Origin of the sequence: Methanoregula sp., from assembly GCF_049686655.1 — an archaeon.
In the GTDB taxonomy this organism is placed as follows: Archaea; Halobacteriota; Methanomicrobia; order Methanomicrobiales; family Methanospirillaceae; genus Methanoregula.
In genome coordinates this window covers 50,192-75,629 of the sequence record NZ_JBAVIG010000024.1, presented here as the reverse complement: position 1 = coordinate 75,629, position 25,438 = coordinate 50,192, and the positions used below count along the sequence as shown (strand labels likewise).

The 25,438-nt window shown below is 55.4% G+C and carries 28 protein-coding genes; 10 read left to right on the top strand and 18 right to left on the bottom strand.

Going from position 1 to position 25,438, the window contains the following annotated elements:
- Nucleotides 1-469: 469 nt before the first annotated feature.
- The gene (locus tag WBL42_RS03565; protein WP_424719890.1) at nucleotides 470-1,648 is read right to left on the bottom strand and encodes a sugar phosphate nucleotidyltransferase; all 1,179 of its coding nucleotides are present in this window, start codon (nucleotides 1,646-1,648) and stop codon (nucleotides 470-472) included.
- Nucleotides 1,649-1,739: 91 nt separating this feature from the next.
- Between WBL42_RS03565 and WBL42_RS03560 the strand changes: the two genes are divergently transcribed.
- A complete protein-coding gene (locus tag WBL42_RS03560; RefSeq protein WP_424719889.1) occupies nucleotides 1,740-2,024 on the top strand; it encodes a hypothetical protein in 285 nt (94 codons plus the stop codon).
- 97 nt (nucleotides 2,025-2,121) lie between these two features.
- On the opposite strand, the gene WBL42_RS03555 is transcribed toward WBL42_RS03560, so the two are convergent.
- On the bottom strand, nucleotides 2,122-3,570 hold the full coding sequence (locus WBL42_RS03555) for a cobyric acid synthase (protein ID WP_424719888.1): 1,449 nt from the start codon (nucleotides 3,568-3,570) through the stop codon (nucleotides 2,122-2,124).
- A gap of 212 nt (nucleotides 3,571-3,782) precedes the next feature.
- On the opposite strand from WBL42_RS03555, the gene yciH reads away from it, so the two are divergent.
- The gene (gene yciH / locus WBL42_RS03550; protein ID WP_292346507.1) at nucleotides 3,783-4,088 is read left to right on the top strand and encodes a stress response translation initiation inhibitor YciH; all 306 of its coding nucleotides are present in this window, start codon (nucleotides 3,783-3,785) and stop codon (nucleotides 4,086-4,088) included.
- A gap of 309 nt (nucleotides 4,089-4,397) precedes the next feature.
- Here the strand turns inward: yciH and WBL42_RS03545 are convergent, their stop codons facing one another.
- Genes WBL42_RS03545 through WBL42_RS03520 form a run of 6 tightly spaced genes read right to left on the bottom strand, consistent with a single transcriptional unit; the run spans nucleotide 4,398 to nucleotide 10,123 of the window.
- Nucleotides 4,398-5,438: a type II secretion system F family protein gene (locus tag WBL42_RS03545; RefSeq protein ID WP_424719887.1), complete on the bottom strand. Its 1,041-nt coding sequence runs from the start codon at nucleotides 5,436-5,438 to the stop codon at nucleotides 4,398-4,400.
- 1 nt (nucleotide 5,439) lies between these two features.
- Nucleotides 5,440-6,363, bottom strand: coding sequence for a type II secretion system F family protein (locus tag WBL42_RS03540; protein ID WP_424719886.1), 924 nt, complete (start codon nucleotides 6,361-6,363; stop codon nucleotides 5,440-5,442).
- A complete protein-coding gene (locus WBL42_RS03535; RefSeq protein ID WP_424719885.1) occupies nucleotides 6,356-8,809 on the bottom strand; it encodes a type II/IV secretion system ATPase subunit in 2,454 nt (817 codons plus the stop codon). Before WBL42_RS03535 ends, WBL42_RS03540 begins: the two co-directional genes overlap by 8 nt.
- Complete coding sequence (locus WBL42_RS03530; protein WP_424719884.1) at nucleotides 8,806-8,943, bottom strand: hypothetical protein; 138 nt, start codon at nucleotides 8,941-8,943, stop codon at nucleotides 8,806-8,808. Before WBL42_RS03530 ends, WBL42_RS03535 begins: the two co-directional genes overlap by 4 nt.
- 56 nt (nucleotides 8,944-8,999) lie before the next feature.
- Complete coding sequence (locus WBL42_RS03525) at nucleotides 9,000-9,764, bottom strand: roadblock/LC7 domain-containing protein (RefSeq protein ID WP_424719883.1); 765 nt, start codon at nucleotides 9,762-9,764, stop codon at nucleotides 9,000-9,002.
- Nucleotides 9,765-9,775: 11 nt separating this feature from the next.
- Nucleotides 9,776-10,123, bottom strand: a complete 348-nt coding sequence (locus tag WBL42_RS03520) for a roadblock/LC7 domain-containing protein (RefSeq protein ID WP_424028355.1) — start codon at nucleotides 10,121-10,123, stop codon at nucleotides 9,776-9,778.
- A gap of 266 nt (nucleotides 10,124-10,389) precedes the next feature.
- On the opposite strand from WBL42_RS03520, the gene WBL42_RS03515 reads away from it, so the two are divergent.
- From WBL42_RS03515 to minD, 3 genes are all read left to right on the top strand, one after another.
- Nucleotides 10,390-11,187, top strand: a complete 798-nt coding sequence (locus WBL42_RS03515) for a hypothetical protein (protein ID WP_424719882.1) — start codon at nucleotides 10,390-10,392, stop codon at nucleotides 11,185-11,187.
- 97 nt (nucleotides 11,188-11,284) lie between these two features.
- Nucleotides 11,285-11,803 (top strand): hypothetical protein, encoded by a 519-nt coding sequence (locus WBL42_RS03510; RefSeq protein WP_424719881.1) that lies wholly within the window; start codon nucleotides 11,285-11,287, stop codon nucleotides 11,801-11,803.
- A gap of 70 nt (nucleotides 11,804-11,873) precedes the next feature.
- Entirely contained in the window at nucleotides 11,874-12,668 is a 795-nt protein-coding gene (gene minD / locus WBL42_RS03505; RefSeq protein WP_424719880.1) for a cell division ATPase MinD, read from the top strand.
- A gap of 345 nt (nucleotides 12,669-13,013) precedes the next feature.
- Here minD and WBL42_RS03500 read toward each other — a convergent pair whose 3' ends face one another.
- The 4 genes from WBL42_RS03500 to WBL42_RS03485 form a co-directional block, all read right to left on the bottom strand.
- Nucleotides 13,014-13,757, bottom strand: coding sequence for a hypothetical protein (locus tag WBL42_RS03500; RefSeq protein ID WP_424719879.1), 744 nt, complete (start codon nucleotides 13,755-13,757; stop codon nucleotides 13,014-13,016).
- Between the two features lie 286 nt (nucleotides 13,758-14,043).
- The gene (locus tag WBL42_RS03495) at nucleotides 14,044-14,838 is read right to left on the bottom strand and encodes a response regulator (protein ID WP_424719878.1); all 795 of its coding nucleotides are present in this window, start codon (nucleotides 14,836-14,838) and stop codon (nucleotides 14,044-14,046) included.
- A gap of 59 nt (nucleotides 14,839-14,897) precedes the next feature.
- Nucleotides 14,898-16,007, bottom strand: a complete 1,110-nt coding sequence (locus WBL42_RS03490) for a V4R domain-containing protein (protein ID WP_424719877.1) — start codon at nucleotides 16,005-16,007, stop codon at nucleotides 14,898-14,900.
- Between the two features lie 105 nt (nucleotides 16,008-16,112).
- A complete protein-coding gene (locus WBL42_RS03485; protein ID WP_424719876.1) occupies nucleotides 16,113-16,724 on the bottom strand; it encodes a hypothetical protein in 612 nt (203 codons plus the stop codon).
- 163 nt (nucleotides 16,725-16,887) lie between these two features.
- Here WBL42_RS03485 and WBL42_RS03480 point away from each other — a divergent pair, with 163 nt between their 5' ends.
- Nucleotides 16,888-18,123, top strand: coding sequence for an A24 family peptidase C-terminal domain-containing protein (locus WBL42_RS03480; RefSeq protein ID WP_424719875.1), 1,236 nt, complete (start codon nucleotides 16,888-16,890; stop codon nucleotides 18,121-18,123).
- Nucleotides 18,124-18,492 carry a phosphoribosyl-AMP cyclohydrolase gene (gene hisI / locus WBL42_RS03475; protein WP_424719874.1) on the top strand — a complete coding sequence of 123 codons (369 nt, stop codon included), beginning with the start codon at nucleotides 18,124-18,126 and terminating at the stop codon, nucleotides 18,490-18,492. It abuts the gene before it with no gap.
- Between the two features lie 249 nt (nucleotides 18,493-18,741).
- On the opposite strand, the gene WBL42_RS03470 is transcribed toward hisI, so the two are convergent.
- The 5 genes from WBL42_RS03470 to WBL42_RS03450 all read right to left on the bottom strand — a co-directional run bounded on the left by WBL42_RS03470 (nucleotide 18,742) and on the right by WBL42_RS03450 (nucleotide 23,254).
- Nucleotides 18,742-19,014 (bottom strand): hypothetical protein, encoded by a 273-nt coding sequence (locus tag WBL42_RS03470; protein WP_424719873.1) that lies wholly within the window; start codon nucleotides 19,012-19,014, stop codon nucleotides 18,742-18,744.
- 79 nt (nucleotides 19,015-19,093) lie between these two features.
- The gene (locus WBL42_RS03465; protein ID WP_424719872.1) at nucleotides 19,094-20,101 is read right to left on the bottom strand and encodes a hypothetical protein; all 1,008 of its coding nucleotides are present in this window, start codon (nucleotides 20,099-20,101) and stop codon (nucleotides 19,094-19,096) included.
- 233 nt (nucleotides 20,102-20,334) lie between these two features.
- Nucleotides 20,335-20,994 carry a DUF4013 domain-containing protein gene (locus tag WBL42_RS03460; RefSeq protein WP_424719871.1) on the bottom strand — a complete coding sequence of 220 codons (660 nt, stop codon included), beginning with the start codon at nucleotides 20,992-20,994 and terminating at the stop codon, nucleotides 20,335-20,337.
- A gap of 190 nt (nucleotides 20,995-21,184) precedes the next feature.
- A complete protein-coding gene (locus WBL42_RS03455) occupies nucleotides 21,185-22,765 on the bottom strand; it encodes a PKD domain-containing protein (protein WP_424719870.1) in 1,581 nt (526 codons plus the stop codon).
- A gap of 201 nt (nucleotides 22,766-22,966) precedes the next feature.
- Nucleotides 22,967-23,254, bottom strand: coding sequence for a DUF2769 domain-containing protein (locus WBL42_RS03450; RefSeq protein WP_424719869.1), 288 nt, complete (start codon nucleotides 23,252-23,254; stop codon nucleotides 22,967-22,969).
- A gap of 135 nt (nucleotides 23,255-23,389) precedes the next feature.
- Here WBL42_RS03450 and WBL42_RS03445 point away from each other — a divergent pair, with 135 nt between their 5' ends.
- Nucleotides 23,390-23,803, top strand: coding sequence for a pyridoxamine 5'-phosphate oxidase family protein (locus tag WBL42_RS03445; RefSeq protein WP_424719868.1), 414 nt, complete (start codon nucleotides 23,390-23,392; stop codon nucleotides 23,801-23,803).
- Nucleotides 23,804-24,058: 255 nt separating this feature from the next.
- On the opposite strand, the gene WBL42_RS03440 is transcribed toward WBL42_RS03445, so the two are convergent.
- A complete protein-coding gene (locus WBL42_RS03440; RefSeq protein ID WP_424719867.1) occupies nucleotides 24,059-24,295 on the bottom strand; it encodes a hypothetical protein in 237 nt (78 codons plus the stop codon).
- A gap of 414 nt (nucleotides 24,296-24,709) precedes the next feature.
- Between WBL42_RS03440 and WBL42_RS03435 the strand changes: the two genes are divergently transcribed.
- Both WBL42_RS03435 and WBL42_RS03430 read left to right on the top strand, forming a co-directional pair.
- Nucleotides 24,710-25,207: a hypothetical protein gene (locus WBL42_RS03435; protein WP_424719866.1), complete on the top strand. Its 498-nt coding sequence runs from the start codon at nucleotides 24,710-24,712 to the stop codon at nucleotides 25,205-25,207.
- 3 nt (nucleotides 25,208-25,210) lie between these two features.
- Nucleotides 25,211-25,429: a type II toxin-antitoxin system HicA family toxin gene (locus WBL42_RS03430; RefSeq protein ID WP_424719865.1), complete on the top strand. Its 219-nt coding sequence runs from the start codon at nucleotides 25,211-25,213 to the stop codon at nucleotides 25,427-25,429.
- The last annotated feature ends 9 nt before the right edge of the window (nucleotides 25,430-25,438 follow it).

Below are 25,438 nucleotides of genomic sequence, written 5' to 3'. Positions count from 1 at the left end.
CCCCCATGCTGACCACCTAAGATTTATCGGACCCAACCGTTCTGCTTAAGCACATGCCGGATTTCGGGGTCAAACCGGGAACAAAGAGTGCATACCGCAGGCTGAAAAGCCGGTTCTGTCAAGTCTTCGGAAGTTGATAGATCCATCTCTGACGTAGATTCAATTCAAACTCCCGAAGACCTGACAGAACCTAGATTTCTATATGACCAATATTTCAGGTTGTCAAAATTTTTCCGACTTCCAAATGCATCAAAGGTCTTCTTTAGTTCGGTCTTAAGATAGCGGAACCTGATCATTCAACAGAACCCATTCACCCGATTTGGTTCTTTCCTTTATTTTTAAAAAATTCACAGTTAATCGTGTATTCCCATCACGTCACACGCCAAATCCCCTTATGAACATCGGAAAGGTGTACGTTCAATAAAAAAATACTGAGCCAATCCCCATAGACCAGTCCTGGAAAACAGATCTACGACCCGTCGTACCTGAGGTCGAACTTTTCGTTGAGCACGTGCTCTTTCACGATCGTGCCGTCCGTTACCACGACTTCCGGCCAGAGCCGGGTCTTGGAATGGACCACGACCCGGTCCCGCAGGACAACCCGGGGGCCGATCACGGTATCGTTCTCGATACTGCAGTGCTCCCCGATGTGGGTGTCGTTGTCCATGATACTGCCGGAGATCGTGCTGTGGGAGCCGACGGTGACCCGGTTATAGAGCGAAGAGGAGAAGATCTTCACATTGTTCCGGATGGTGCATTTCTCCCCGATGCTCGTGTAGGGGCCGATCAGGACATTATCCCCGATGGTGGTGCCGTTGCCGATCGCCACCGGCCCGATCACCTTGGTATTCTTGCCAAGGGTGATTGAACCGCCCAGCTGGACCGGCCCCTGGACCTGCGCCCCGTGGATGGAGAGGTCGCCGATGATATCCGTAAATTCGATGTCCTGCAGTTTCCAGCGTTCCGCCTGCCGGAGGGAATGCGGGCTGCCGACATCCGTCCAGTTGCCCCGTGCGAGCCAGCCTTTCAGTACATGGCCCTCGCCCATCAGTTTCGGGAAGAGATCGCGGGCAAAATCATACTTGACCCCGGCGGGGATGTGATCGAAGATCTCCGGGCTGCAGACGTACATCCCGGTACTTGCGAGGTTGGAGAAGATCTCGCCGGGCGCAGGTTTTTCCTTGAACCGCTTGATCTCGTAACTGACGTCGATCTCCGCAATACCGTACTCGCCCGGGTCGTCAATCGAGATCAGGCCGATACTCACGCAGGCCTTCTCTTTCTGGTGTGCCCGGTAGAACTCCAGCACGTTTAAGTCGGTGACATGGTCTCCACCTACGATCAGGAAGTCCTGGCCGTCGAGATACTCCTGTGCGTTCTTGACACTGCCGGCCGTGCCGAGCTTTTGTTCCTCGTGGACATAGGTGATCTCGGCGCCGAAGAGGGAGCCGTCGCCAAGGGCTTCCTCGATGGATTTGCCCATGTAGCCAAGCGTGAGCACGACCTCCCGGAACCCCATCGTGGTCAGGTGTGCGACCAGGTGCTGGATCGAGGGGCGGTTGACAATCGGTATACAGGGCTTGGGCCGTTCGAACGTGAGGGGGCGGAGACGGGTGCCTTCCCCCCCGCACATGATACACACCTTCATACAACAGTTTTCGTGTCGTTATGGCTTAATGATAGTGTTCTCCAGAGTCCTGCCGCCTGCCCCGGGTTTATATGATCCCGGGTGGAATGAGATGGATCAGGAATACGCTATGGCTGACGAGGAGTACCGGATTTTACCGGTCACGAAGGGCAAGGTGCAGTGCCTGCCGGAGAAGAAGGAACCGACTGAGAACTGCGGGTTCTGCATCCATTGCCGGGAATTCGAAGTGGGCGGGAAGTTTGTCAAGTCCCCCTCGCTTGCCTACTGCACGAAGTGCCGGGTCACGGAGCGGGTGGATTTTGCGAAGGCCACTGCGGTGAAGTGTGCGGACCGGCAGGGCGAGGGATTCCACAGTATTACGAATATTATCAGCTGAACTTTTTTGACGGGAGGGGCGGGAAATGGTATCCCCTCCCGGTTTCATGGATGGACGGCCATGGATCCGGACCTCTGAGCCGTACTATACCGGGAAATTATTTTCCTTCCCTCACCAGCCGCACAATCCTCTCCATATCCACATGCTCCTCAAACAGGTCCGCCAGCGTCTCGTACGGGTCGGCACAATCAGAAGAAACGGGATTGAACGCAAGCCCCTTCTTCCCGTACAGGTACGCAAGCAGCGCATTCGCTGCTGACGGGTTTAAGAAAAGCCCGTGCATATACGTCCCGAACACGAGCCCGTCACTGCTCGCCCGGCCGTCACCAACGAGCGCCTCCCGGTCCATCCCCCCATCCGTGACACCCATGTGGATCTCGTACCCGGTCACCTCGCCCATGGCCGAAAGGATGGGCTGGACGTCAGCGGCCTGCCGGGTCACCTGGGTCGTGTTCTTATCGTACGAGGTGAAGTGCGTGACGCATCCAAGGAGCCCGAGCCCTTCGTAGGTGCCAGCCGCCGACTCGAACCCGGCATCGATCAGGGTCTTCCCGAGCATCTGGTATCCCCCGCAGATCCCGATCACCGGCACGCCAGCTTCCCGGACCCGGTACAGCTCCTTATCGGTCCCGGCCTCCCTGAGCACCTGCAGGTCTTCGATCGTATTCTTTGTCCCGGGGATGATGACGCAGTCATATTCCAAGAGGGAGGCGCCCGGCGCGACATAGTCGACCGAAGCATGCTGCTCGAGCAGCTCGAAATCGGTAAAGTTCGAGATCCGGGGGAGGCGGATCACCGCGATCCGGACACCGGCCGTACCGGACTTCTTGTCCCCGATCGAGAGCGAGTCCTCGCTTGGCAGCGGCAGGGAGAAGTACGGCACAACGCCGAGCACCGGCACCCCGCAGATCTCTTCGATCTTCTTTACGCCCGGGGCGAAGATCGCCGGGTCGCCCCGGAACTTGTTGATGATGATCCCCTTCACGAGCGGCCGGATATCCCTGGGCAACAGCTCGATCGTGCCGTACAGCTGGGCAAAGACCCCGCCCCGCTCGATGTCGGCAACGAGGATGAGCGGGATCCCGAGTTTCCGGGCGAGCAGGGTGTTGGCAATATCCCGGTCGTACAGGTTCAGTTCCGCAGCCCCGCCTGCTCCCTCCACCACCACCTGCCCGTATTCGGACAACAGCCGGTGATAGGACACAAGCGCTTTTTCAAGGAGCACGGGTGTCTCCAGGTAGTACTCCCGTATGGGCACGTCCTTGTAGGGCCGGCCGTTCAGTACTACCTGCGAGACGCAGTCCCCCTTGGGCTTGAGCAGGACCGGGTTCATGTCCGTGTGGGGGACCACGTTTGCGGCAAACGCCTGCATCGCCTGAGCCATCCCGATCTCTCCTCCCTCTGGTGTGACATACGAGTTCAGGCTCATGTTCTGGGACTTGAACGGCGCAACAGGGATCCCGCGGCGGACAAGGCACCGGCAGATCGCAGCGACCGTGACACTCTTGCCTACATGGGATGAGGTCCCCACAACAAACAGCGACATTTCCGTTCGTACAGTTGTATGCAGGGATCATAAAAACCGATCCTTTCCGGCCGCCCGGTCCGGCAGATCTCTTCCGGAATATCAAAATCAAGCAAAATTACGCGTATTCCGTTCCTTTTCCTGCCCGGAACAGGTTTTTTCGTGCCCGATACGCCGGAATTTACCCGCGCAATGCCAAGTAATAAATAAAGAGAAACGTAAAAATAGTGCTAATGATTGGTGGGATTTGCCCGACGTGTGGACTTCCAAAGGAGTTATGCATCTGTGAGGAGGTTGCTAAGGAACAGCAGAGGATCAATGTTAAGGTTAATAAACGCCGGTACGGTAAGGAAGTCACCGTAATCGAAGGCCTTGATCCTACTGATATCGATCTCGAAGACCTCTCAAAATACATGAAAGGTAAACTCGCCTGTGGCGGGACGGTCAAGGGAAATTCCATAGAACTGCAGGGTAACCACCGGGACCGGGTCAAGGAACTCCTCTCCCTCAAGGGTTACAGCACGGAAAATATTTCCTGATTTTTTTGTTTTATCCTGAAAATTCTTGTTTTGAAACAGTTATTACAAGATTATAGTACCAGAGAGGAGGAGACAGTGCCTGTCCCCCTTACGGCCCCTTCGCGTTACGATGCTTCATGTCTTACCTGTCTGGGGTTTATCAGACTGGAGGGGTTGTCTAAAGGCTATGAGGATGAAACCCCCGGGAGCGTTACTATTTTTTTTTTAGAATTACTACAGAACGGTCCTTTGCATATGCGGGTGCCTGACACGACCGCACACCCTGATTCGGACGGACGATAAAGAGCCGGGCCTTGTAAAAAAGGGAGATCAGATGAAGAACCGGAACGTGACCCATGCGATCAGGAGCATGAGCGCAGAATACTTCAGGCCGGCAATAAACCGTCCTTCGCCCATCTGGCCGGCCACGAGACCCGAGAAGAACCCCTGCAGCATGGCCGCATGGGAGAAGAGGCGCTTATAGACGAATATATCGATCTTCCCCATGAACCCGTGAGCTGCAGCGCCTGACGCTGAAGCAGCCGCTCCTGCAGTTGCCATGGTGGTCAGGAACGACGAGACAAGGATTGCAATAACGAAAAGGAAGACGGCAAACGAGACGAGCACGATGATCACGTAGATCAGCATGCTGTTGGACCGTTCCTGCTGCAGGTTCACTACTTCAAAAGTATCTTTTGCCGCGGCCCGCAGCACTTCGCTGACGTCTCCCCCGGCTTTGCTGGCCTTTGCGATCAGGTCCACGCTCCGGTCTGCAAGCGACGTGCCAAGACTTTTCCCGAACCGGTACAGGGCCTCGACGAACCCGACACCCCAGGACATCTCGTTGTCCAGCTTCCGGATATGGGGGGTGAGGGTCCCGTACTCCGCCGCCGCAACAAGGTGGACGGCAGTCGGGAGGGTCATACCGGAGTCGTTCATACCGGCGAGGTCACGGAAAAAGTTGGGCAGCGCATTTTCCAGATTCTTGACCCTGAACTGTTCTTTAAGGTCCAGGAGAGCAAGAGGCACAATGGCAATCAGCACTGCAAAGACAGCAAAGTCATCCAACGTCGTAGTGGTGAAAATGAAACTGATGCCACCGGTGGATCTGAACAGGAAAATAAAACCTCCCATAAAGAACAGGAACGCTACGGGAACGCAGACGATAAGGATGTTTTCAGGGCGTTCGGTCAGGACCTGGAGGGGGTGCCTGAGAAACTTCCCGATGCCTTCCCGGCTCTGGCGCTCCTGCTCCAGCCGGGCAGTGATCTGGTTAATCTCACCTTCTACTGAGGCAAGTTCGGGAGTCCTGATGGTGCCGGGACTCTTTTGGTCCTTGCCTGACTGGTTGAAGATATCAGTAAATCCCATATCAGGACTCCGGTGTCATGGAACTGATCATGATCACGAATGCGATGCTGCCAAGGGGAATCATGATGTACGTGATGGCATAGAGAAAAATGGGGTGGTTATCTCCTGACAGGACCGACATGATCGACTGCAGGATGATCAGGAACAGTGTCCCCGCAACCATCGCCGTCACATACGATTCAGAAATAAGCCCGAGAGTCTCCAGGAAGAGCTTCTGTGTCTGCCGGTTTTCCAGGGAATACTGGTCGGCCTTGGTCCGGAAATAATCGGTAAGGTTGCCGCCACTCGAAATACTGGCCATGGCACCCTGCAGGAATTCCTTCATCCGTTTGCTCGGGGTGCTTGAGGACACCAGGCGCAGGGCATCGATCAGGTCCCGCCCGAAAATATCGATCTCCCGGGCAACGTACCTGGCCTCAACCGAACTTTCCCCGTAAATAGGACTGTCACCCAGGAGCCGGAACACTTCGGCCGGGGTGATCCCGGCAGTGGACATCGAGGTGACATAGTTGATGGCATAGGGCAGGGTGGCATCGATATTCCTGCGCCGGTTCCCTGCTTCGAGACTGGGGTACATGATGAATGCCACATACGTCAGCCCGCCAAAGACCAGCAGGGAGAAGATGGTTACCGCGATGGTACCTAACTGGAGGCTATAGGCTGACATTGCTACCAGGGGGCCCGGAACTGCTCCCTTGTACTTGATCAGGGTAGGGAGTTTGAGCAGCCACGTGAACAGCCCGATGAGAACGGCCATCGAGAGCCCCACAACGATCGAACTGATAAATGCAGTTGAGATGTAGACCTCGAACGGGGTCTTGAACCGGGCTGATATGAGATCATTTCTCAACTGGGCATACTCGTCGCGTTTTCCTTTCATCCGTTTGCCAAGGAGATTGAAACAGAACCGTTCGTAACTATTCATACAGGTCCTTCCGTACTTTCTCGATCACCGCTTCCGGGTCCCGGTGGTAGGAGATCAGGATCTTCGCCACATCCTTGTAGTGGCGGATCTTCTTGATCCGCATCCATTCGAGCACTTCCTGCCTGCGCTTCAGCTCTTCCCGCATCCGGTTATCGCTCCAGCCCTTCGCCTCCATGATCTCCTCGAGGAGGTAGGACTTGCCGGAATAGGTATGTTCGTCAGTCGCAGATCGCCACTTGAAGACTTCGTTGGTGATCAGCTCGTTCGTCCTCGGGTCGATGTCCAGGATCTCTACGATCTGCTTGTTCCGCCTGATACGCTTGCCCCCCACCCGGGCCTGCACCTGGATGCAGATGAAGTCGAGAGACGAGAGCATGTTCCTCGGCACGTCCATGGGCGGGTTCTCGATACGGTGTACGACACTGGCCACGGAGTCCGCGTGCGTAGTGGAATACGTGACGTGGCCCGTACTCATTGCCTGGAAAAGAGTCTGGCATTCCTTGCCACGGACCTCACCCACGATGATGTACTCGGGACGTTGTCGCATCGCGGCCCGCAGGAGTTCATACATATTGATCTCCCCCCTGCCGGCCGTATCGAACGAGTCCCTCGTGATACTCGGGATCCAGTTCGGGTGCGGGAGTTTCACTTCGCGGGTATCTTCGAGGGAGACAATCTTCGCCATCGGCGGGATGAAGAGCGAGATCGCGTTCAGTGCCGTTGTCTTACCGGACGCAGTCCCGCCGGCAAAGATGGAGGATTTGCCGTTTTCGACCGCGAGCCATATATAAGCGATCGCGAGCGGGGAGAAGGTATGCCATTCGATGAGATCGGTGGGCGTGATCGGCTCGTCCTTGAACTTACGGATGGTGAAGGTGGAGCCGTGGGCTGTCACTTCCGTCCCGAGCGTCATCTGGATACGGGACCCGTCCTGCATGGTCGCATCGAGGATCGGTTCGGCAATTGAGATATACTTGCCTGCCCGCTGGGCGAGCTTGGTGACGAACGAATCGAGTTCCTCTGCCTGGTGGTAGGCGAGGGTTGTTTTCATAGATTCGTAACTTGCGTGGAAGGCAAAGATCGGCGTATGGACGCCGTCGCACGAAATATCCTCGATATATTTGTCGTGCATGATCGGGTCGATGAGACCATCGCCGAGGAAGTCCTTGTGCATATTGTAGTGGAGCTTCTCCTTGGTAGCAGGGTCGAGCTTGAACCCGTAGTCTGCCAGGATGTCGCTGGTGGCTGAGCGGAGTTTCTGCCGGGCCTCTTCCCGGGACATGTCCTTGGTATTGATATCGAGGGTCTCGAAGAGGCGCTCTTTCAGTTCCTTCAGGAGCTCTTTTTCCGGTTCCGTCAGGATCGGCTCGAGAAGCTGGTAGGTGTACTCATGCGTTGAGTGGTCGTAGATGATCCGGACGTATGCGTACGGCTCGTTGACCGGGTACATCTCCATCTCCTCGATACCAGGTTTTGCACTGAAAACAAGATCGACCAGCGGACCGTGGATCCTGGGATCATAGTTCACCTCTTCGGCATGTATGGCCTCGAACAGGGTAGAGAGGCCGAACTTCTTCGGCGCCGGCTTGAGTTTTGCACTTTCCTGGGCCACCTCATCTTCCATGTCGAGATCCTTGAAACCGGCAGTGGAGAATTCCTTCTTCCAGATCTCAGCGAATTCCGGGGGGAGTGCACTACCCCGGGCACCTTCGAACGCATTGATCCGTCCGTGCAGTTTCAGCTCCTCGATCTTAAATGTGGCACCCTTCGGGAGGATCAGGCCGGATATGTCTGATATCTGGTCGACGGTGATGATCTTCTCATCTATTTCTGTCTCTCTCGCAACAGAGGGCATGTCCTCAGCCGCAGCGTTCTTTGCAAACCGGAGTTTGCGAAGGGCAGCCTTGGGATCTTCATCTATGATCTCTATAACCGGCTCCCCTGCCGTTTGTGCCGGAGCAGGTGCGGGTGGCCTGGCCGGAGAAACGGGTGCAGGCTCCGGGGGTGCTGCCGGTGCCTGCTGGGAGGTGTTCATATTTGCCAGCAGCTTGCCAAGGGACGATCTGACATCCTTGCCGGGAAGATCGGGTTTTTCGGCAGGGGGTTCCCGGGGAAGGGGTTCCTGAGGGGTCTCTTCTTCGAGCAGATCGTTAAAATCAAGTATCCGATCTTCTTCCGGTTCAACAGGAGGGGATGGCGGAGGCGGGGAGCGGCCGGGCGGTGTGGCCGGGCCAGGTCCGGGTGCCTGCTGGTTTGCCATTCCCAGTTTTTTCATCAGTGCGGAAAAATCCCCGGCACCATCAGTCGATCCGTCGGGCCCGGGGGGCACAGGTGCCACCGGTTTATCTTCTGGTTCTTTTGGGGACACATCCTTTTTCTTTGCACCCCCGATCATTTTCATAAGTGAGTTCACATCATCAAGCGAATCGTCAGTGTCTTTGCTCATATAGGATCTCCCTTATTCAGATCGTAAAATACGGTGTCATTTTCAGGGTAAACTGCGATCTCCCGGCTGTTAATTGATAATTTGCCTGTGAGTATATCTATCCTGTGGATAATGGCAGAATCCGGATCTGGCATCCCGTTCCTGCCGGATATCCGCGGTGTGTCGGTAGGGTGAATACGGTCTCCTCCAGTCATCCGGCAATCTCTTTCTGTATGCTCTTGAGCACTACCCGGATCAGGCCCAGCTGGGCCTCGGATGTGGTGAAAATACAGAGATAGAGATCGCCGCAGGGGGCGATAATGAACTTGTTTTTCGCAGTCTCGAGAATCAGTTGATCCAGGTTTCCGGTCTTCATCTCCTGCGCGATCTTCATGCCGGCCCGCATGAAATCTTCGGCCGATGCGGCGACATGCTCAAAATCCGCATCGCCGATGGACTGGACGGGAAATCCTTCAAAAAAAGCGGATACTGCAATCACACCGGGCTGGCTGAGGATCTTCCGGAGCCTGGCCTCATCGAGATATTCCGGGGGGACTGGTGAGGAAGGGGCCAGCTTTCCGGCAGGGTCTTCCTGCAGCGGTTCACCGGGTTGCGGGGCAGGCTGTGCTTCGATCGGGGAGGCCGGCTCCGGCCCGGCAAGGAGCAGGTGCTCATCCCGGGAAATCCTGACCGCAAGGGAAAATTCCCCGGCATTATATCTTCTCAGGCTGAAGGTCTGGTCATCATTCCCGTCGGAACCCATGGTCATGTGGGAGAGGGCTTCCTTTCCCCTGAACACACCCTCATCACTCCGGAAGTAGGCTGATATCAGTTTCCCGTTTTCTGTAAGGATGAAACCGTGCCCTGATCCGGTTTCAATCTCAATCGCCCCGACAAAGGCCATCAGATCCTGGATAAACCCTTCATCCTGAGGGTTGGAAATGATACCGCCGTCAGTTCCTGCTGGAAATTCCATAAAAAATGGGGTTAAAGGGCAGCAACGATTCGTTCTTTGTTCTTCTTTAGTTCGTACCGGATCCTTCCGACATTTGAGGTCGTATCAGCAACAATCGCGATCAGTTCGTCAGCCGACAACGGGGACAGAATGATCGGTCCTTTCTCCAGTTCGACCAGCATCTGCGAGAGTTCGCCCTTGCCCAGCGTATTGCCCATCGCTTCGGAAGTACCAAGTCCGGTTGAAGCCATGGCTCCGAGGGCCTCGATATCGACTTTGCCCGAGACTGCACTCTCGATAACGAATCCGTCCCTTCCCACGACAACCGCAGCTGATACCCCTTCAACCTTGAGAAATTCTTCCAATAATGGTTTCAGCATATGTGCACCACTTTATAAAAGTATCTTTCTTGCGCTATTGCTATTAAAAGGTTGGTCTTTGATATCCCAATTCATGGCATTACAAGGGTTATACTGCAAAAATACCGCCCAATCAGACATCAATTTTGGCATTGTCGGGGTAAAGGCATATATACTTTATCGTAACCCGCGTTTCCGCCCCGCATGAGCGCACAGAGTTTTTCTCCCGATCCAGATGGCGGCGACAAAAAGAAACTATATACCAGAATATCGTTAAACTAAACATAATGCAACTCCCGAGGGGCACATTTCGCGAAATCAAGAAGAATGAGACGGTAGAGAGCATTCTGCTTGAGCTGGAGCGGACGAAGTTTTCCGGGATCTGCAGCATCTCATCCGGCTCAAATATGGGGACCCTTGTATTCAAGGGAGGCAAGTGCATCCTTGTCAAGTTCCAGGGAAAACAGGGGGATGCCGGCTGGGATGAACTGCAGAAAATCCTTGGCGAGGAGGTTGACGCGGCACTCTCCTCGCTGGATGATGCACAGGTACAACTCTCCCTGGAATTCAACAAAATGTGCAGGATAATAAAAGCAGGAAAGATCGGGCAACAGCAACAGGCGCCCGCTCCCCTGCCCCGTCGCGAGCATCACGAGACCGTCCAGCAGGAACCGGTAAAAAAACCGCCGGCGGTATCGCATTTTGCTGCGCCTGCTGCACCGGTAAAAACTGCTCCAAAACCTGCTCCCTCTGCACCTGCAGCCACAGTATCTGCTCCACGGCCCGCCCCCCCGCAGAAAGTCCCCCCGGTACCGGAACGCAAGCCGCCCGTCACCCCCGTCGGGCCCGCCACAAAGCCGGCATCGCAAATCCCCCCGTCCCAGGGGAAGCAAGCACCAAAGGCAGAACCAGCACAGGGTATCCCGGACGAGGGACAACCTGCCCCGGGCCAGGGCGCTTCCAGTTTTGATTCAGATATTGACACGTTCGACACCATGGACCTGGAAAATGTCACGGACAAGATCAGGAACGACTGCAAGACCATGATCAAACAACTCCATCTTGAACACCTGATGGAGCGTTGACTAACCTTACCCCAGGAGAGGATCCATCATCGCCGGTTTACTTCCCGTTCCCGATTCCCTGACGATATACCTGATCATCGCCATCGCGCTCCTGGCTGTGGCTGCCGGTGCGGTCCTGATCCGGAGAAAAAGAACTACGCCGGCACCATCCGCGATGCAGGATATACCGGATCTGCAGAAGATAAAGCATCTTGATTACCAGCCCGGGATAAAACCCGTGCTTCCGGTATCGCAGAAGTCCTTCCCCCGCCAGGTCCAGAAGCCGGGCGTGCTCCCGCGGCCCGGGGATACCAGCGTCATCGAAGGTGCGCCCGACATCACCACGAGCCTCCGCACCCTCACGGAAAAGTACTCGCTTGACCAGTTTACCATCGCCACTGCCGACGGGCTCGTATTTGCCTCAAGCGGGGGAGAGGACGCACAGGACGATGCGGCACGGTTCGGCGAGCTGTTCGCAAGTGACCCGCTCGCCGAAACTCCCGGGGTGACGCTCTTCGGCCTGGATCATAAGAGCTCCGACCTGGTCGGGATTATCCGGACAAACCTCCAGATCCCCGGGGATGTCGCGAAGATGATTGAGAGAGATACAAAAGATATTTTAAACAGGTGGATATAACACGAATATGAGAAAAATCCAGTAATCTTATATAAACACAACTGGAATACTTATTACCACAGGGTGTTCAATGGTCAAGGTCTACACAATCGCGTCCGGAAAAGGTGGTACAGGAAAAACCACGGTTTCTGTTAACCTCGGAACAATGCTCGCCCAACTCGGCAAGGAGACATACCTGATGGATGCGGATATCGGGATGGCAAATGTAGGCCTCGTTCTCGGGCTCCAGGATGCACCGATCACCCTGCACGAGATACTCGCCGGCAAAGGAAATATCAGCGACGCGATCTACGAAGGGCCTGCGGGGCTCAAGGTGATCCCGAGCGGCATCTCCCTCCAGGGGTTCCAGCAGGCAGATCCGGACAAGATCCGGGATGTAATGAGCGAACTCGTCAAGCGCTGCGAATTCCTCTTAATCGATGCTCCCGCCGGCATCAGCAAGGATGGCGTGGTCCCCCTTGCCGTTGCCGATGAGGTAATCCTTGTTGTCAACCCCGAACTCTCCTCCATTGTCGATGCCCTCAAGACCAAGATCCTGACGGAAGTGGTGGGAGGACACGTGCTCGGCTCAATCATCAACCGCGTTGATCAGGACAAGACCGATATCATCACGAAGAAGATGGAGAAGGTCCTTGGTGTCAAGGTCCTCGGAATCATTCCTGAAGACTCAAACGTCCGCCGGGCCTCTTCTGCAAAAACACCGATCGTCATCAAGTATCCCACTTCCCCTGCCTCGAAGGCGATAAAAAGGATCGCCTCCGACCTGGTCGGTGTTGCCTACAAGGAAGAGAAGACCGCAGAGGTCAAGGAAGGGTTCATCGACCGGTTCAGCAAGGCGCTCTTCAAGAAGAAAGCAGAAAAGTAATTGTATATTCTTTTTTCTGCACTATTAGAAAACCTCATAATCGCTGACGTTTTGGGCTTTGCCCCCGCCGCTATGGCATCCCCCGGTTGCGATGGCGAGGTTACCAGTCATTTGACCCGGGTCATCGCACTGCGCCCCGTCCCCCGCGGGGGACTGGTGGCGCAAGAGGGGGGCATCGGCTCTTCAAAAAAAATGATTTCTACAGGGCACTTTTTCCAGAATTTTCCCGGTTCACCGGCTGTTCCATGTTCATCCCCGGGGCATGGATGCTGCAGGTTTCACCGGACCGCTGCTTTACCCGGTAACGGTCCGGAACACGCAGTGGAGGGGAGGGAGGGATTCCCGTTATTCGTAGAGCCAGCTCAGGTCGTCGAGCTCTTCGATCCGGGCGATATCCACGTTCAGGTCGGCAGCCTTACCAACGGGAGCAATGATCCTGCCATGATAGCGGCAGATATCCTCCTCACGGAGAGTGCCGGTCCCGGCGGGATCGCCGGGAATGCCATGGGAATGCTCCCGGTAGAGTACTGTGTCGCGGAACGCCCCGTCGACACCCTCGCTGAACATGGAGTCGAAAACATCCCGGCAGGCCATCTGGCTCTCGACCTGGGAGGCCAGGGGGGTGCCGGACAGCACTGAGGCTGCGATCTCATCGAGCCGGGCGGTGATGAGCTGGATGAGCATCCCGAGGTCGTGCCCGCCGCCGGATGAAAGGAAGAGAATATTGAAATCGTCCGTGTAGATCCACTGGGACTCGCCGGAATCGCTGCGGCCATGGAAGCGCTCTGTGATCGTCCAGCCGCCGCGCCGGATCCGAAATCTCAGGAAATACCAGTCCGGGCTCCGTCCGGCCATTACGGGAAAGATATTCTGGAAGACGTAGGTTTTCTTCCCGCTCGCCCGGACCTCGTCCACCTCGATCTCAAAATACCGGGTCTCGGGGCGGGGTGGCGGGAGGATACGGTTTCCGGTGAAGGGTGATACCACCATAAGCGGGATCTCGATCCGGTCTCCGACATCCATAATGTAGGTATGCCGTGACGCGCTCCATGAAGTCCTGCTGCACTCGTGGTGTACGATGCCTGTCACGCGGTCTTTCCTTCCAGAGTCCGATACTTTTGATTCTGCCCGTTTTAATAAGGCCGATTAGTATCTGCTCAACATGAATATCTGCTATTTTTTTATTAAACATTTGTGGAAGGCATCCCGGCTCACCAGCCCGGACGGTCACGGTTCCGGAGACCGGCAGGAAGGGGAATGCCAGTAAAACAGGCGCACATACGTACCCGATCCGGAAAACCGGCTGTCAGCAGGTGGCAGGCATCCGGGCCGGAAAGGCAAAGCCGGGGCCGGACGGGGTTTGTAAAAGACCGTATCAGGCTTTCTTTGCCGCCATCTTGATCTGGTCGAGGGTCTTCTCCCTGATATGCATAAACACACCGATCAGTTCGTGCTTGTCATCCTTGACCGGGCGGATCGTGACACTGGCTTTCCTGCTTTTGCCGCTCTTTGTCACCACCGCAGTATTGAATTCATGAGAGACTACGAGCATCTGTTTGACAACTTCGGGAACGGGATCGGGAATTTCCTCACCGGTCTGGTCGTTGACGATCATCATGAGCTCACGCCAGTGGTGCATCAGGATCTGGTTCTCGGGCATATCAAGGAACCGGACCGTGTAGGGATTGTAGAAGATAACCCGTCCTTTCGTGTCCAGGATGAGGATCGTGTCCAGGATGGCCATCAGTTTCTTGGGTTCTCCGACAGGGTAGGCATCCAGGTATTTCTTCCGGATCCCGTGGTTATAGAGTGCCATCTGGACGTTCGATGAGAGGTCCTTGTCAGTGAACGGTTTGAGAATGTACCCGAGCGGCTGGGATTGCTTTGCCCGCTCCAGCAGGTTGTCATCAGCAAGGGCGGTTAAGAAGACGATCGGGTACTGGAAAAGCTGGAAGATGTACCGGGCCGCTGTTACACCGTCCATCTGGCCGCTGAGATTGATATCCATCATCACAAGGTCGGGTTCCAGTTCCGCAGACCTGACAATCGCTTCTTCCCCGGAGCTGAACTTGCCGATGACACTGTACCCCCGGCGTTCCAGCATCGTGGTGATCAGGGTGCTGATTATCTCATCATCTTCAACAATGAGGATGCGGGGTATGGAAGCCATAGAATACCGGATAACTCGTTATCAGTAAAAATAGGCAGAGGTGCTATTTAAAAATAGGTTTATTCAGGTTTGTTGGTGATCGTGAAGATGCAGTGCTCGTCACCTTTGGACTTGCATTTTATCTCTTTTGCCTGCACCCGGATCCCGAAGGCGCCTTCGATGATACCGGCGAGGAGACCGGCCGTGCAGAAACAGACATTCTTGCCAACATTACCAAACGATTCCGATTCCACGGTGTGGGAGAGGGTGATCAGCTTGGTCTTGGTCTTCTCGTCCCACTCCTCCTTGATCACGTTGAACCAGCCCATCTGGGAATAGAAGGCGAAGGCCATGTCAGAGAGCGTCTTTGGGTTGTTGATGCCCATCTTCTTGTAATGTTCCACATTCTCCTTTCCCATGTCCATATAGGCACGGTAGTTCACCCCGCTTGCCGGCGCTTCTCCCATGGTCTTTTTTAAGGAGTTTGTCATGGAAGTGAAGATGAACCGGGGCATCATGACCACCGGTTCGTCAATGAGCTGGATCGTGCCTTCAAGGGGCTTGTGCTCGATAAACTCGGTGATCGCAGAGTCACCCTTGACCACGGCCTCCGCCTTGAACTTCCAGCTCGGTTCCACCTGGTCGATCACGAATTCGCAGAACTCGTCTCCCTTCGCGTGGCACGTCTTCTCGAGGCAGAACCAGGTCTTGCCGGTGACCGCCTTGAGTATCCCTTCGATCCAGCCCTGGTGGATACCACAGACCGGCATGTTCCAGTCCTTGAGCACTTCCGATTCAAAGGTCTGTTTGGTCCGGAGGATGATCCGCTTGTCACCCGCCTCCACCAGCTCGAAGGGGGCGCCCCATCCCTGCTGGTGCTGGAGCTTGAAGACGAGCATCAGGAATTCCGCGGGCTTTAAGTCCATGCCGAGTTTCTTTAACAGGTTGTTGAGCCCCACGGATCCCATGCCAACCGAACGGAAGAGCTTGCGCACTGCTTTTACGGCAAGTTTCTTGTTGAGATTGACCTCATACATCTCGTAGATTGCCCTGATGAGGTAATTCGGGTTACTGGCGGTTTTGACCCCAAATACCGAGTACGAGCCGGCAAGAGGGTCGAGCTCGATGTACGGGGCGATGGTCTTGTCGCCTTTGATGAGCGCCTCGAAGTCTTCACGTCCGATCTTCATAAAGCATTGTTCTGTCACGATCCGATTAAAGCGTTTCGTCTTATGTTTCTCTGCAGGCACTGCATGAATCAAGGCGGAAAAGAAAAACAGGCCCGATATCGGGGATTAAAGTTCGAGTATATTTTTTGGATTTGCTTCATTGAATTTTATACGGAACGAAGTGATCATCTGGTTGCGGTCCTGCACGATACAGTCGTAATCGCCATACAATACCTTGAAGCCCACCCTGCCGTCATCTGTGGTCACATCGCTCCCGACAATCTTGCTGTCCCTGCGGATCGAGACACGGATACCGTTCTGCGGCTCGCGATCACGCTGGACGACAAGGGTCAGCACACCCATACCCTGGCTCTTCATGCCGATCTCGGGCAGGACGTACGTGATGCTCATTCTCAGGTGGGACTTCTCAAAGATCCGGCACCCCATCACCACTGCCTCGACAATATCCGGTTTTACCTCGCAGAACACGAATTTTTCATGGCCGGTGACCATCATGACCGCCTTGTCGCCATAGAGCTCCCCCTTCTCGTCAATATAAATCGCACCCTCGGGTTCGCCGCTGATCAGGGCGAGGTACAGATCTTTCCCTGCCTCTTTTGCAACAGCGATGCCACTGACGCTCCCTGCCCTGGCAAACGTAAACAGCTCGGGAAGCGTAAAGGTGCCCAGGTACTGTGAGCCTTTGAGGATATTCTCGATCAGGTCCTGGATTTTCATGCGATCAGTTCGTCCTTGCGTTGGGATCGCGCAGGGTCTTCCCCGGGGTAGCCGCGATCTGCACTCAGGGGAATATGTGATACGGAGTCATATATATTTACGGTACCGGGTGACTCCGGGAGCGCCGTTTTTTTAGCGCCATGCATAAGTTCTCCAAAAAAGAATGGATATAGGATTTATGGAGATCTTCTATCCCATGGTGATCTCGGCGGTCGCTGTCCTCGCCACCCTGATCTATACCTCATACCTGGATATCCGTGACCGGAGGGTACCGTTCATCCACTGGCTCCCGATGCTCGCGGTGGGTGTCATCTGCACATCCGTCCTTCTCTGGCAGACAACGGCAAATGCAAGTCTCGTGACCGGGTACCTCGCCCTCGTCGCAAGCTTCCTCTACGCGGACTACCTGGACAACCGGGGCAGGACGGATTCTCTCGGGCTCACCGGGTATTATGCGAAATCCCGGATGTTCTGGTACCTCGTCCCTGTGATCGCCCTGCCGGTGCTCTCCTGGTTTGTGCTTACGCCTTCGGTGAACACCCAGATCATCCCCTGGTTCATGATGTTTGCCGGCATCTTTGCCTATGCTACCTATATGGAATACAGGAGCGTCCCTGAGGAGACGCCCCGGAAAAAGCAGAAGCAGAAGAAACAGGAGCCTGCGGTTGCTGACGTGAAGGATACGATCAGCCGCTGGTACTTCGTACTGATCGTCATGATCTTCGCGATCGTCTCGGCCCTGATGCTCTTCAGCGCCAGTGCCGGGGCCAGGCCTGCCTGGGGCCAGCCTGCCATCATGGTCCTGCTCCTTTCGGTCTTCTGCGGTGTCTTCTACATATTCGGCAGGATGAACCTCTTTGGAGGGGCGGACACCTGGGCACTGATCTTTATGTCCTTCTGCGTGCCCACGTTCCCCTTTGCCCCCCTTCTCGGGACACCGCCGCTGGGCTTCCTCTCGTTCACGGTCCTGATCAATGCGCTCCTGCTGAACCTCGCAGCGCCGATCGGGATCTTCATTATCAATATTGCACGGGGGAACCGTGCCCCGCTGATGTACATGTTCTTTGGCTTCCCGGTCAAGGGTGCGGAGATCCAGAAGGAATGGGGCTTTGTGATGGAGGACTTTGAGGAAACGAACGGGAAAGTCTCCCGGAAGTTCATCGGGTTCTTCGATTCACTCAGGCGCATGTACTCCGGGGAGGACCGGGTCTATACCAAGGATCTCCGGGAGCACCCGGAGGACTTTGCCGATGAGCTCGACACGTACAGGAAGGCCGGCACCGTCTGGATCTCGTACGCGGTGCCGTTCATCATTCCTATCACTGCGGGATTTGTCACCGCGGTAGTCTTTGGCGATTTCCTGCTCACGATCATGAAAATTCTCACCGGGGGAATTTAGATGCTGGCGCTGAAGTATGACAACGGGCTGATCCCGGTGATCGTGCAGGACGCTGCAACCCGGGAAGTCCTGATGATGGCGTATGCGAACGGGGAGGCGATCCGGCTCACGAACGAGACCGGCTTTGCCCACTATTACAGCCGGAGCAGGAAGAAACTCTGGAAGAAGGGCGAGGAGAGCGGCCACTTCCAGAAAGTCCTGCGGATCCTCGCCGATTGCGATGAGGACTGCCTTATCTATGAGGTGCAGCAGACCGGCGCCGCGTGCCACACCGGCTACATGTCCTGTTTTTACCGGACACTTGACGGTACCGTCACTGGCACAAAAGTCTTCGATCCGGAGAAGGTCTACAGGAAGCCGGGCCATTAACCCGGCTGGTGCTTACCTCTGCATATCCGGACCCGGAACCCGGGTGCCTTATCCATCGCCGGCCCTTGGCCCGGTTGCTTCCGGGTTTCCCGTCCCGTACTGTTTTTCTGCGCCCGGCCGCACATCACCCGCCGCGCGTGACAGCGGATGATCCCGGTTTACGACCCGCAAGGTACTATTCTGCAAATACGGGGTGTTTCCATGGGGGACGTGCGGCAGAGGCGGGCCGGTAGCAGGATTTCCGGGGCATTATAGCGGGCAATATTCCGGCAGGAGCGGGGCCTGCCCTGCCCCGGCGGGATGACGGGCAGGGCACGGTTCACCCGGGGTCTTCCCGGCCAGGTCGAGGAGGCAGAAGAATGCAGCTGCTTCCACCGGATCCGAAAAGAGCACCAGGTCCGTATCCGTGCACTGCTCCAGGATATCCGTAATCCGCTTCCCATAGTGCTGGTCATGGATCTTCAGTGCCCGGGTGGTCTTCTTCCAGCGGAAGATGAGCGGGTCGAGGTCCTTCTTTCGCATTGCATCACCGGACACCGTGGCACCGGCCGGGGGATGAAGATCGGGCTGGCGGGGGGTGAAAGTGACGGGACCTGAAGATTTACGGGATCTTCCGGGTGTCGATGTCCCAGAGGCCGTATTTCTGCCGGAGGTAGCCGAGCTGGTTGTAGTCGATCTGGTCGAGGGTCATCGTAGTGCCGTTCCAGACCACGCTGTTGATCACGGCATCGTAGGACCGGGCATCCGTGTATTCCTCGCTGATCTGGTCGAAAGACGCGCCATCGGAGATCCTGATGATCTCGGGCGTCGACGTCAGTTTCCCGACATCCACGTACGTACCGTTGCTGTAGGTCATGATCGCCGGTTCGGTGGTCTCGACAAAACAGTAGCCGGATCTGTTGTAGCTGTACTGTGCCGGGCAACGGAGGCCAAGCGCCATGTGGTGCTCGGGGTAATAGAGAAACAGGGCGGTCCCGTAGCCCATCCGGGAGAGGACGTATGCCATCAGGATCGACTTGTCCTCGCATTTTCCCATGTCGTAATGGAGCACCTCGTAGGGGTAGAATGTCCGGGGAGTCGGGGCATAGGGGATGTGCTGGATCAGGCTCACTGCGATCCGGGCCCGTTCTTCGGGCAGCTCGCTCCGGTCATGGATATTCTGGATAAAGTCCGCAAGGTATTTCTGCTGTACGGGATCGCTGACGTACTGCTGGTAGTACGATTCGAGGGTGGACGGGTTGTAAAAATCCGTGGGCCGGTCGGGGTACTGGCCCTGGAGATAGGTTACCACCCCATTATACGTAGTGAAATAGAGAGACTGCGACATTGTCCGGATCGCATAGGGGTATGCCTGTTTTATCGCCCCGGTCTCCAGGACAGATGCTGAAGGGAGCGTCACGTTGGGTGTGATAGGGGCGGCAGGCAGGGAGGTTGCAACGGCACCAGGTGCAGGTGTGGGGGGCGTTGTTACATCAATTACCGTTACCGAAGACGTCTGCACGGCCGTCGGTACTGCCGGAGATGCATTGTCACCGGGAGCCAGGCACCCGGCAAGGAGGAGCGCCAATACCACGAGTGTAAAAATGACGGCACCGTTTGTTGCTGACACAATGGTAATGTGGAAGAAAATGATATAAAAAGGCACTTTTTTGTCCCGGGCTTGCGGGCTTGAGGGGATACGGATTGAATAAATGCCGCCGGGGGTGCCGGGATTTCCAACAGGAACGCACAGGAAGAGCAGGGACCTATCCCCGGAAGGGCTGGATGCCGGAGGGTATTGTGCTTCGGTTACACCGGGCCGGAGATCTCTGCCGGCAGTATGTTTAATAAAAAAAAGGTATTTCAGGCAGTGCCGGCGGCATCGTACAGCTGGCAGATGTACCGGGCCTCGAAGATCGAGACCGGTGCAAGGAAGATGAGCTCCACGATGATGCCAAGTACCGGGATGAGCCAAAAGATGGACAGGACAAGGGCAATGATACACTGCACAACTGCCAGGACGACCATGGCGATGATGTAACTGCCCCAGCCGATCTTCCCGATGGTGGCAAGGATCTCACCGATGTTGAAGGCCTCGCCCATGCTGCCGGTCCGTGCGAACCGGACAATACCGATCGTGGCAAGCAGGCCGGTGATGATCGCTACGATGACAAAAACAAGGAGCCCGGCAAGTGCACCCCCTGCGAACGCCAGTGCTGCCGAAGTGTCCCCGCTTGCAATAGCAGCGAGAAATGAGCCCATTGCAAGGAACAGGACGATCAGGCAGGGAATCGCCCAGATGATTGAGACGATGAAGTACTTGATCCCGTCTATAATGAGCGTGCCCCAGCCGGTTACTTCCGGCGCCGGCTTCTCGCCACGGAGCACACGCAGGGTGTACCCGAGGAGAGGAATACAAATGAGGATGGTTGCGAGGATCAGCAACAGCCACTCTTTCCACTTTCCGATCACTGCATCCCTGGCATAGCCAAAGGAGTCACCAAGCATGTTTCCGTAATCCATTCTTTTCACCTGTGAAATACTGTTATATTACGGGGTATTTGTACAGGATATTATAAAAATCCCGCGGGATTGGTTGCGGGGTGGGAAACAGGAGATGGCGGGTCCTGCCCGGTATGCCGGCATCCACATTGCCTGATTAAATGCTATGGTTCCGGATGGATAAAAAAGCCCGGGAAAAGGAATGAAGGGATCAGAGTTCCCTGCCATGGGACCGGTGCGGCCCCTGGGGTGGCCTCCGTCTCAGGATATACACGATAGCGACGATACCAACTGCAACAAGCAGGACCAGGATTACCGGGAGGAGACCGGATCCGTCGCCCGACCCGGCAGGTACGGCAGTAGTCCCGGTGGTCTCCGGGACGGGTGTGGAAGAAACGGTCGCGCTCAGGGTTACCGGTCGCGTTGTCGGGATGGTAGTAAGGGTGTTCGTTACGCCGGTCGTGACAAGAACGTAGTTGCTCGCCGTGACCGTCCCGCTCCCCCCGCTGTTGGTCGCCTTCAGGGCGACCGTGAAGCTGCCGGCACGGGTATAGACATGCGACGGGTCCTGTGCTGTTGAGGTGCTGCCGTCCCCGAAATCCCATACCCAGGACGTGGGGAAGTTCGTCGAGGTGTCGTTGAACCGGACCGTCAGGGGGACGATCCCCGCCGTCGTATCGGACGTGAACGAGACAACAGGAGTGGCGATCGCCGAGACATTGATGTACCTCGCAATGTTCGTGGAATTGGACCCGGCTGAATTGGTGGCGGTCATGACTACGGTATAGGACCCGGCACTGGTATATTCGTAGAGAGGATTCTGTATGGTCGACGTGTCGCCGTCACCAAAGGCCCAGTACCAGCTCACCGGGGCATTTAACGAGGTATCATTGAACTGGACATACAGGGGTTCTGTGCCGGAGGTGATATTTGACGTGAAGGACGCGATGGGTGTGGCGAGAGTAGTGGTGATGTAACCGGATTGCGTATACGTGGAACTGCCTGCACTGTTCGAGGCCGTCAGGGTGACCGTGTACGTTCCCGCGGTGGTATACGTGTGCACGGGGTTCTGCTGCAGGTTGGTGTACCCGTCACCAAAGGACCAGACCCATGAACTCGGGCTGTTCGTGGAGGTATCGATGAACTGGACGGAAAATGGTGTCGTGCCGGAAGTCTTGATTGCAGAGAAGGATGCCACCGGTGTCGTGGATGCCGGGCTGACCGTGATATAAGCGGCTTTTGAGATCGTGTTGCTGCCTGCTGAATTCGTTGACGTCAGTGTCACCGTGAATATACCGGTTGTCGTGTAGGTGTGGGAAGGATTCTCCGTTGTGGAGGTTCCCCCGTCACCGAATGACCATGCCCAGGACGTGGGGGAGTTTGTCGAGGAATCGACAAACTGGACGCCAAGGGGCTGGCTCCCGCTTGTCACGCTCGAAACGAACCCGGTCACCGGCATTGCCGCCACCTTGCTGACAACAATATACCCGGTCTGGGTATCGGTATTGCTGCCATCGGCATTCGTAGCAGTCAGGGTGACCGTGTAGGTACCGGCTACGGTGTACTGGTGGACCGGGGTCTCGCCATTCGAACTCCCGCCATCGCCGAACAACCAGGTCCATGAGGTCGGGTTGTTTGCGGATGTGTCGATGAACTGCACGGCCAACGGGGCGGACCCGTTGGTTATATTTGCAGTGAACGAGGCTGCCGGCGTGGTCGCACCGGCTGCGGCCGTCAGGAATACAAGCGAGGCGGCCAGGGTAATAAGGAACCACAGGGTGTTGCGTTTCATGGTCTCATCTGGATATTAATTCATGGTATTCACCCGGATATTAAAGTGTGCTGCACCGGTCCGTACCGGTGCAGGGGCTGTTTTACCCATTGAACCCGTTCATGTGCCGGATGCACTTGTACACATAACGAGTGAACACCGGGTTCTGGTGAATAACAGAACCTGCCGGCAGAGCTTATCGCTACGCGGTAAAAAAAGAATTTACATCTCCCGCTGTTCGCTTTCGGAGCCAATGATGCAATAGTACTCGTGGGTCAGCCCAATCATCGGTGTTACCGGACAGTAGGGGCAGATACAGGTATTTTTGGTGAGCCTGCAGGCACTCTTCCCGGTAGCACAGAACAGTAATTCTTTCTTTCCCTTTGCACAGTTATCATAACTGGGGCACCGCCCGCAGATGCAGATCGCCTTGTTCTTTTCGATCATCGCAGTGCGGTCCGCTTCGCTCATCGCCATCATCTTTTGCATCATTTCTGAAAACTTGTCCATGTTCATCCCTTCCCTGCCGGGAATATGCGGGTTATCTGCAAACGATCAATAAAAATCTTTGTTTGGTGCCAATGTCTGGCTGCGCCAGCTTCCCCAATCCGTACGTTTATACCTATGATGAGCTGAATGTCCCGCATGGCACTCAAAGAGCAGATCATGGAAGTGATCGGGGGGCCCCATCCCACCGCCGTAGCCACGCTTGACGGGAAGCTGCCGGCGGTACGGTTCATGGTGCTTGCCGGCTTTCCCGACATGACCCTTGTCGGGGCAACGATGAAGTCCTCAAAGAAAGTCGAACAGCTGAAGAAAAATCCTGACACGGCACTTTCCATCTGGTCGGGCAAGGAGTTTTCCGACCCGTACGTGGAGATCAAAGCGAAGGGAAAAGTCCACGAGGACGTGGCGACCAAGAAGAAGTACTGGAACCCGATGTTCGAGCAGTATTTCAAGACGCCCGAGAACCCCGATTTTGTCGTGATCGTGTTCACGGCAGCAGAGATCACGTACCACGGCAAGAACATGTCGAGCATGGAAGTCTGGAAACGCTAAAGCGCTTTCACAAGAACATTCCGGAACCGGTGAAGAGGGTTTTATTTCCCGTGACAGTGATGCGGGCAACCTGGCCCGCCGGGACACCGGGAGGTATGTATACGGGTTGCCGGATGAGAGGGGGATTGGTTTTCTGACACCGGCAAACCGGATTACCGGGATAGTGCAGCAACTAAAAATCCCAAAAAAGATCGAGTATTTTTATGCAGTCCTGTTGACTGCACTTGTTTTCCGGATGGCTGCAGGCCGGGCCGGTTATAAAGACGCAGGGGGAATTTCCGTCTTCCGTGGTGACCTGACTTCCCGGATGATCAGGTAAAGCACGTCAACAAGATACCCGAACATGGGCACGATCCCAAGGATGGCCCAGACCGGCGCAAGCATCTTCTGTTCTTTTGCGTCCTTCCAGATCAGGTAAGCGATCAGCACTTGTACTATCCAGACGGCGAACATCAGGATGGGCCCGACGAACGAATGTGTATGATACATCATATACGGTGGCATTGTACGTTATACGTTACATCACGTGATAAGGTTTCACGTTGTGACAAGAACGCCCGGGTCTCCGCATGGAGAGGGTGGACTATTCAGTGCATGCACCTGCCGGAGGATTACCGGCCGGGGGTGAAGTTCCCCAATCGAAAATCCTATGGGCTCATCTGAGCATACAGGGCAATCATGTCAGACGATTATGGCAGGGATCATGCGGTTACCTGCCCGTATTGCGGGCTCAGGTGGCGAACCGCAGAAACTATCCCGATGCTGCACTGCAGGAAATGCAACCGGTCCTTCCCGAACCCCTGGGCTGAACCGGTTCAGGCGAAGTAATATCGGATAATTCATCTGCCAAGCTGCTGAGGGAGGGACCGTCGGGTCCTAGGGATTTCGGATAATTCATTCGTCGCCATGATCACCCGGCTCAGCAGGATGGGGACAGCTGCCGGCCCGGTCCGCGAATCCTGTTTTTATTATTCAAGACCTTCTGAAAAACGCCAGTATAACGCACACCGGGTATCGTCACCGGGACAGGTTTTTTCCACAAAATACTGGCAGCTGCTCCCACAGGGAGATACCGGTTTTGCTGACTTAGCCGGTTGTGTTTCGGGTTTTCCCGCCATGCATCCGCCTCGCATAGTGTTCACCCGCATCACTATTTCAGGCTTCCAGAAGATTGCACGGATTTTACGTTCTCCCTTCTCTGGAAAACTGGAAAAATGGCGGACTACCGGCACTTTTAATCGCGAGGGGGATTGTAGAGCAGGTGTGGGGGAAGGCGTTGCCCCGGGCCGTTGTGAATCTAAACCAGAGAGGAGGAACCCGGTTGTGAAGATAGCAGTTCAGTGGTTTCTTTTCCAGCAAAAAGATGATGAATTACCGGCACTAACAATCAGCAAAGGATTGTGACCGGTGACCTCTCTCCACAACAGTAAGGGAAAAGATGCGGTCAGGGCCTTTGCCAATTCCGGTGGAAAAATCCGCCCGGGAAAAGGTGATCATGTAAATATCAAAATGCCTGGCGGACAACTGATCACGATCCCGGTTTCCGGAGAAGTGAAAATCGACCTCCTGAAAGCTGCAATCAAAAAAGCGGGTCTGACCGATGAGGAATTTGAAAAACTGTTATGAGGGGAAGAT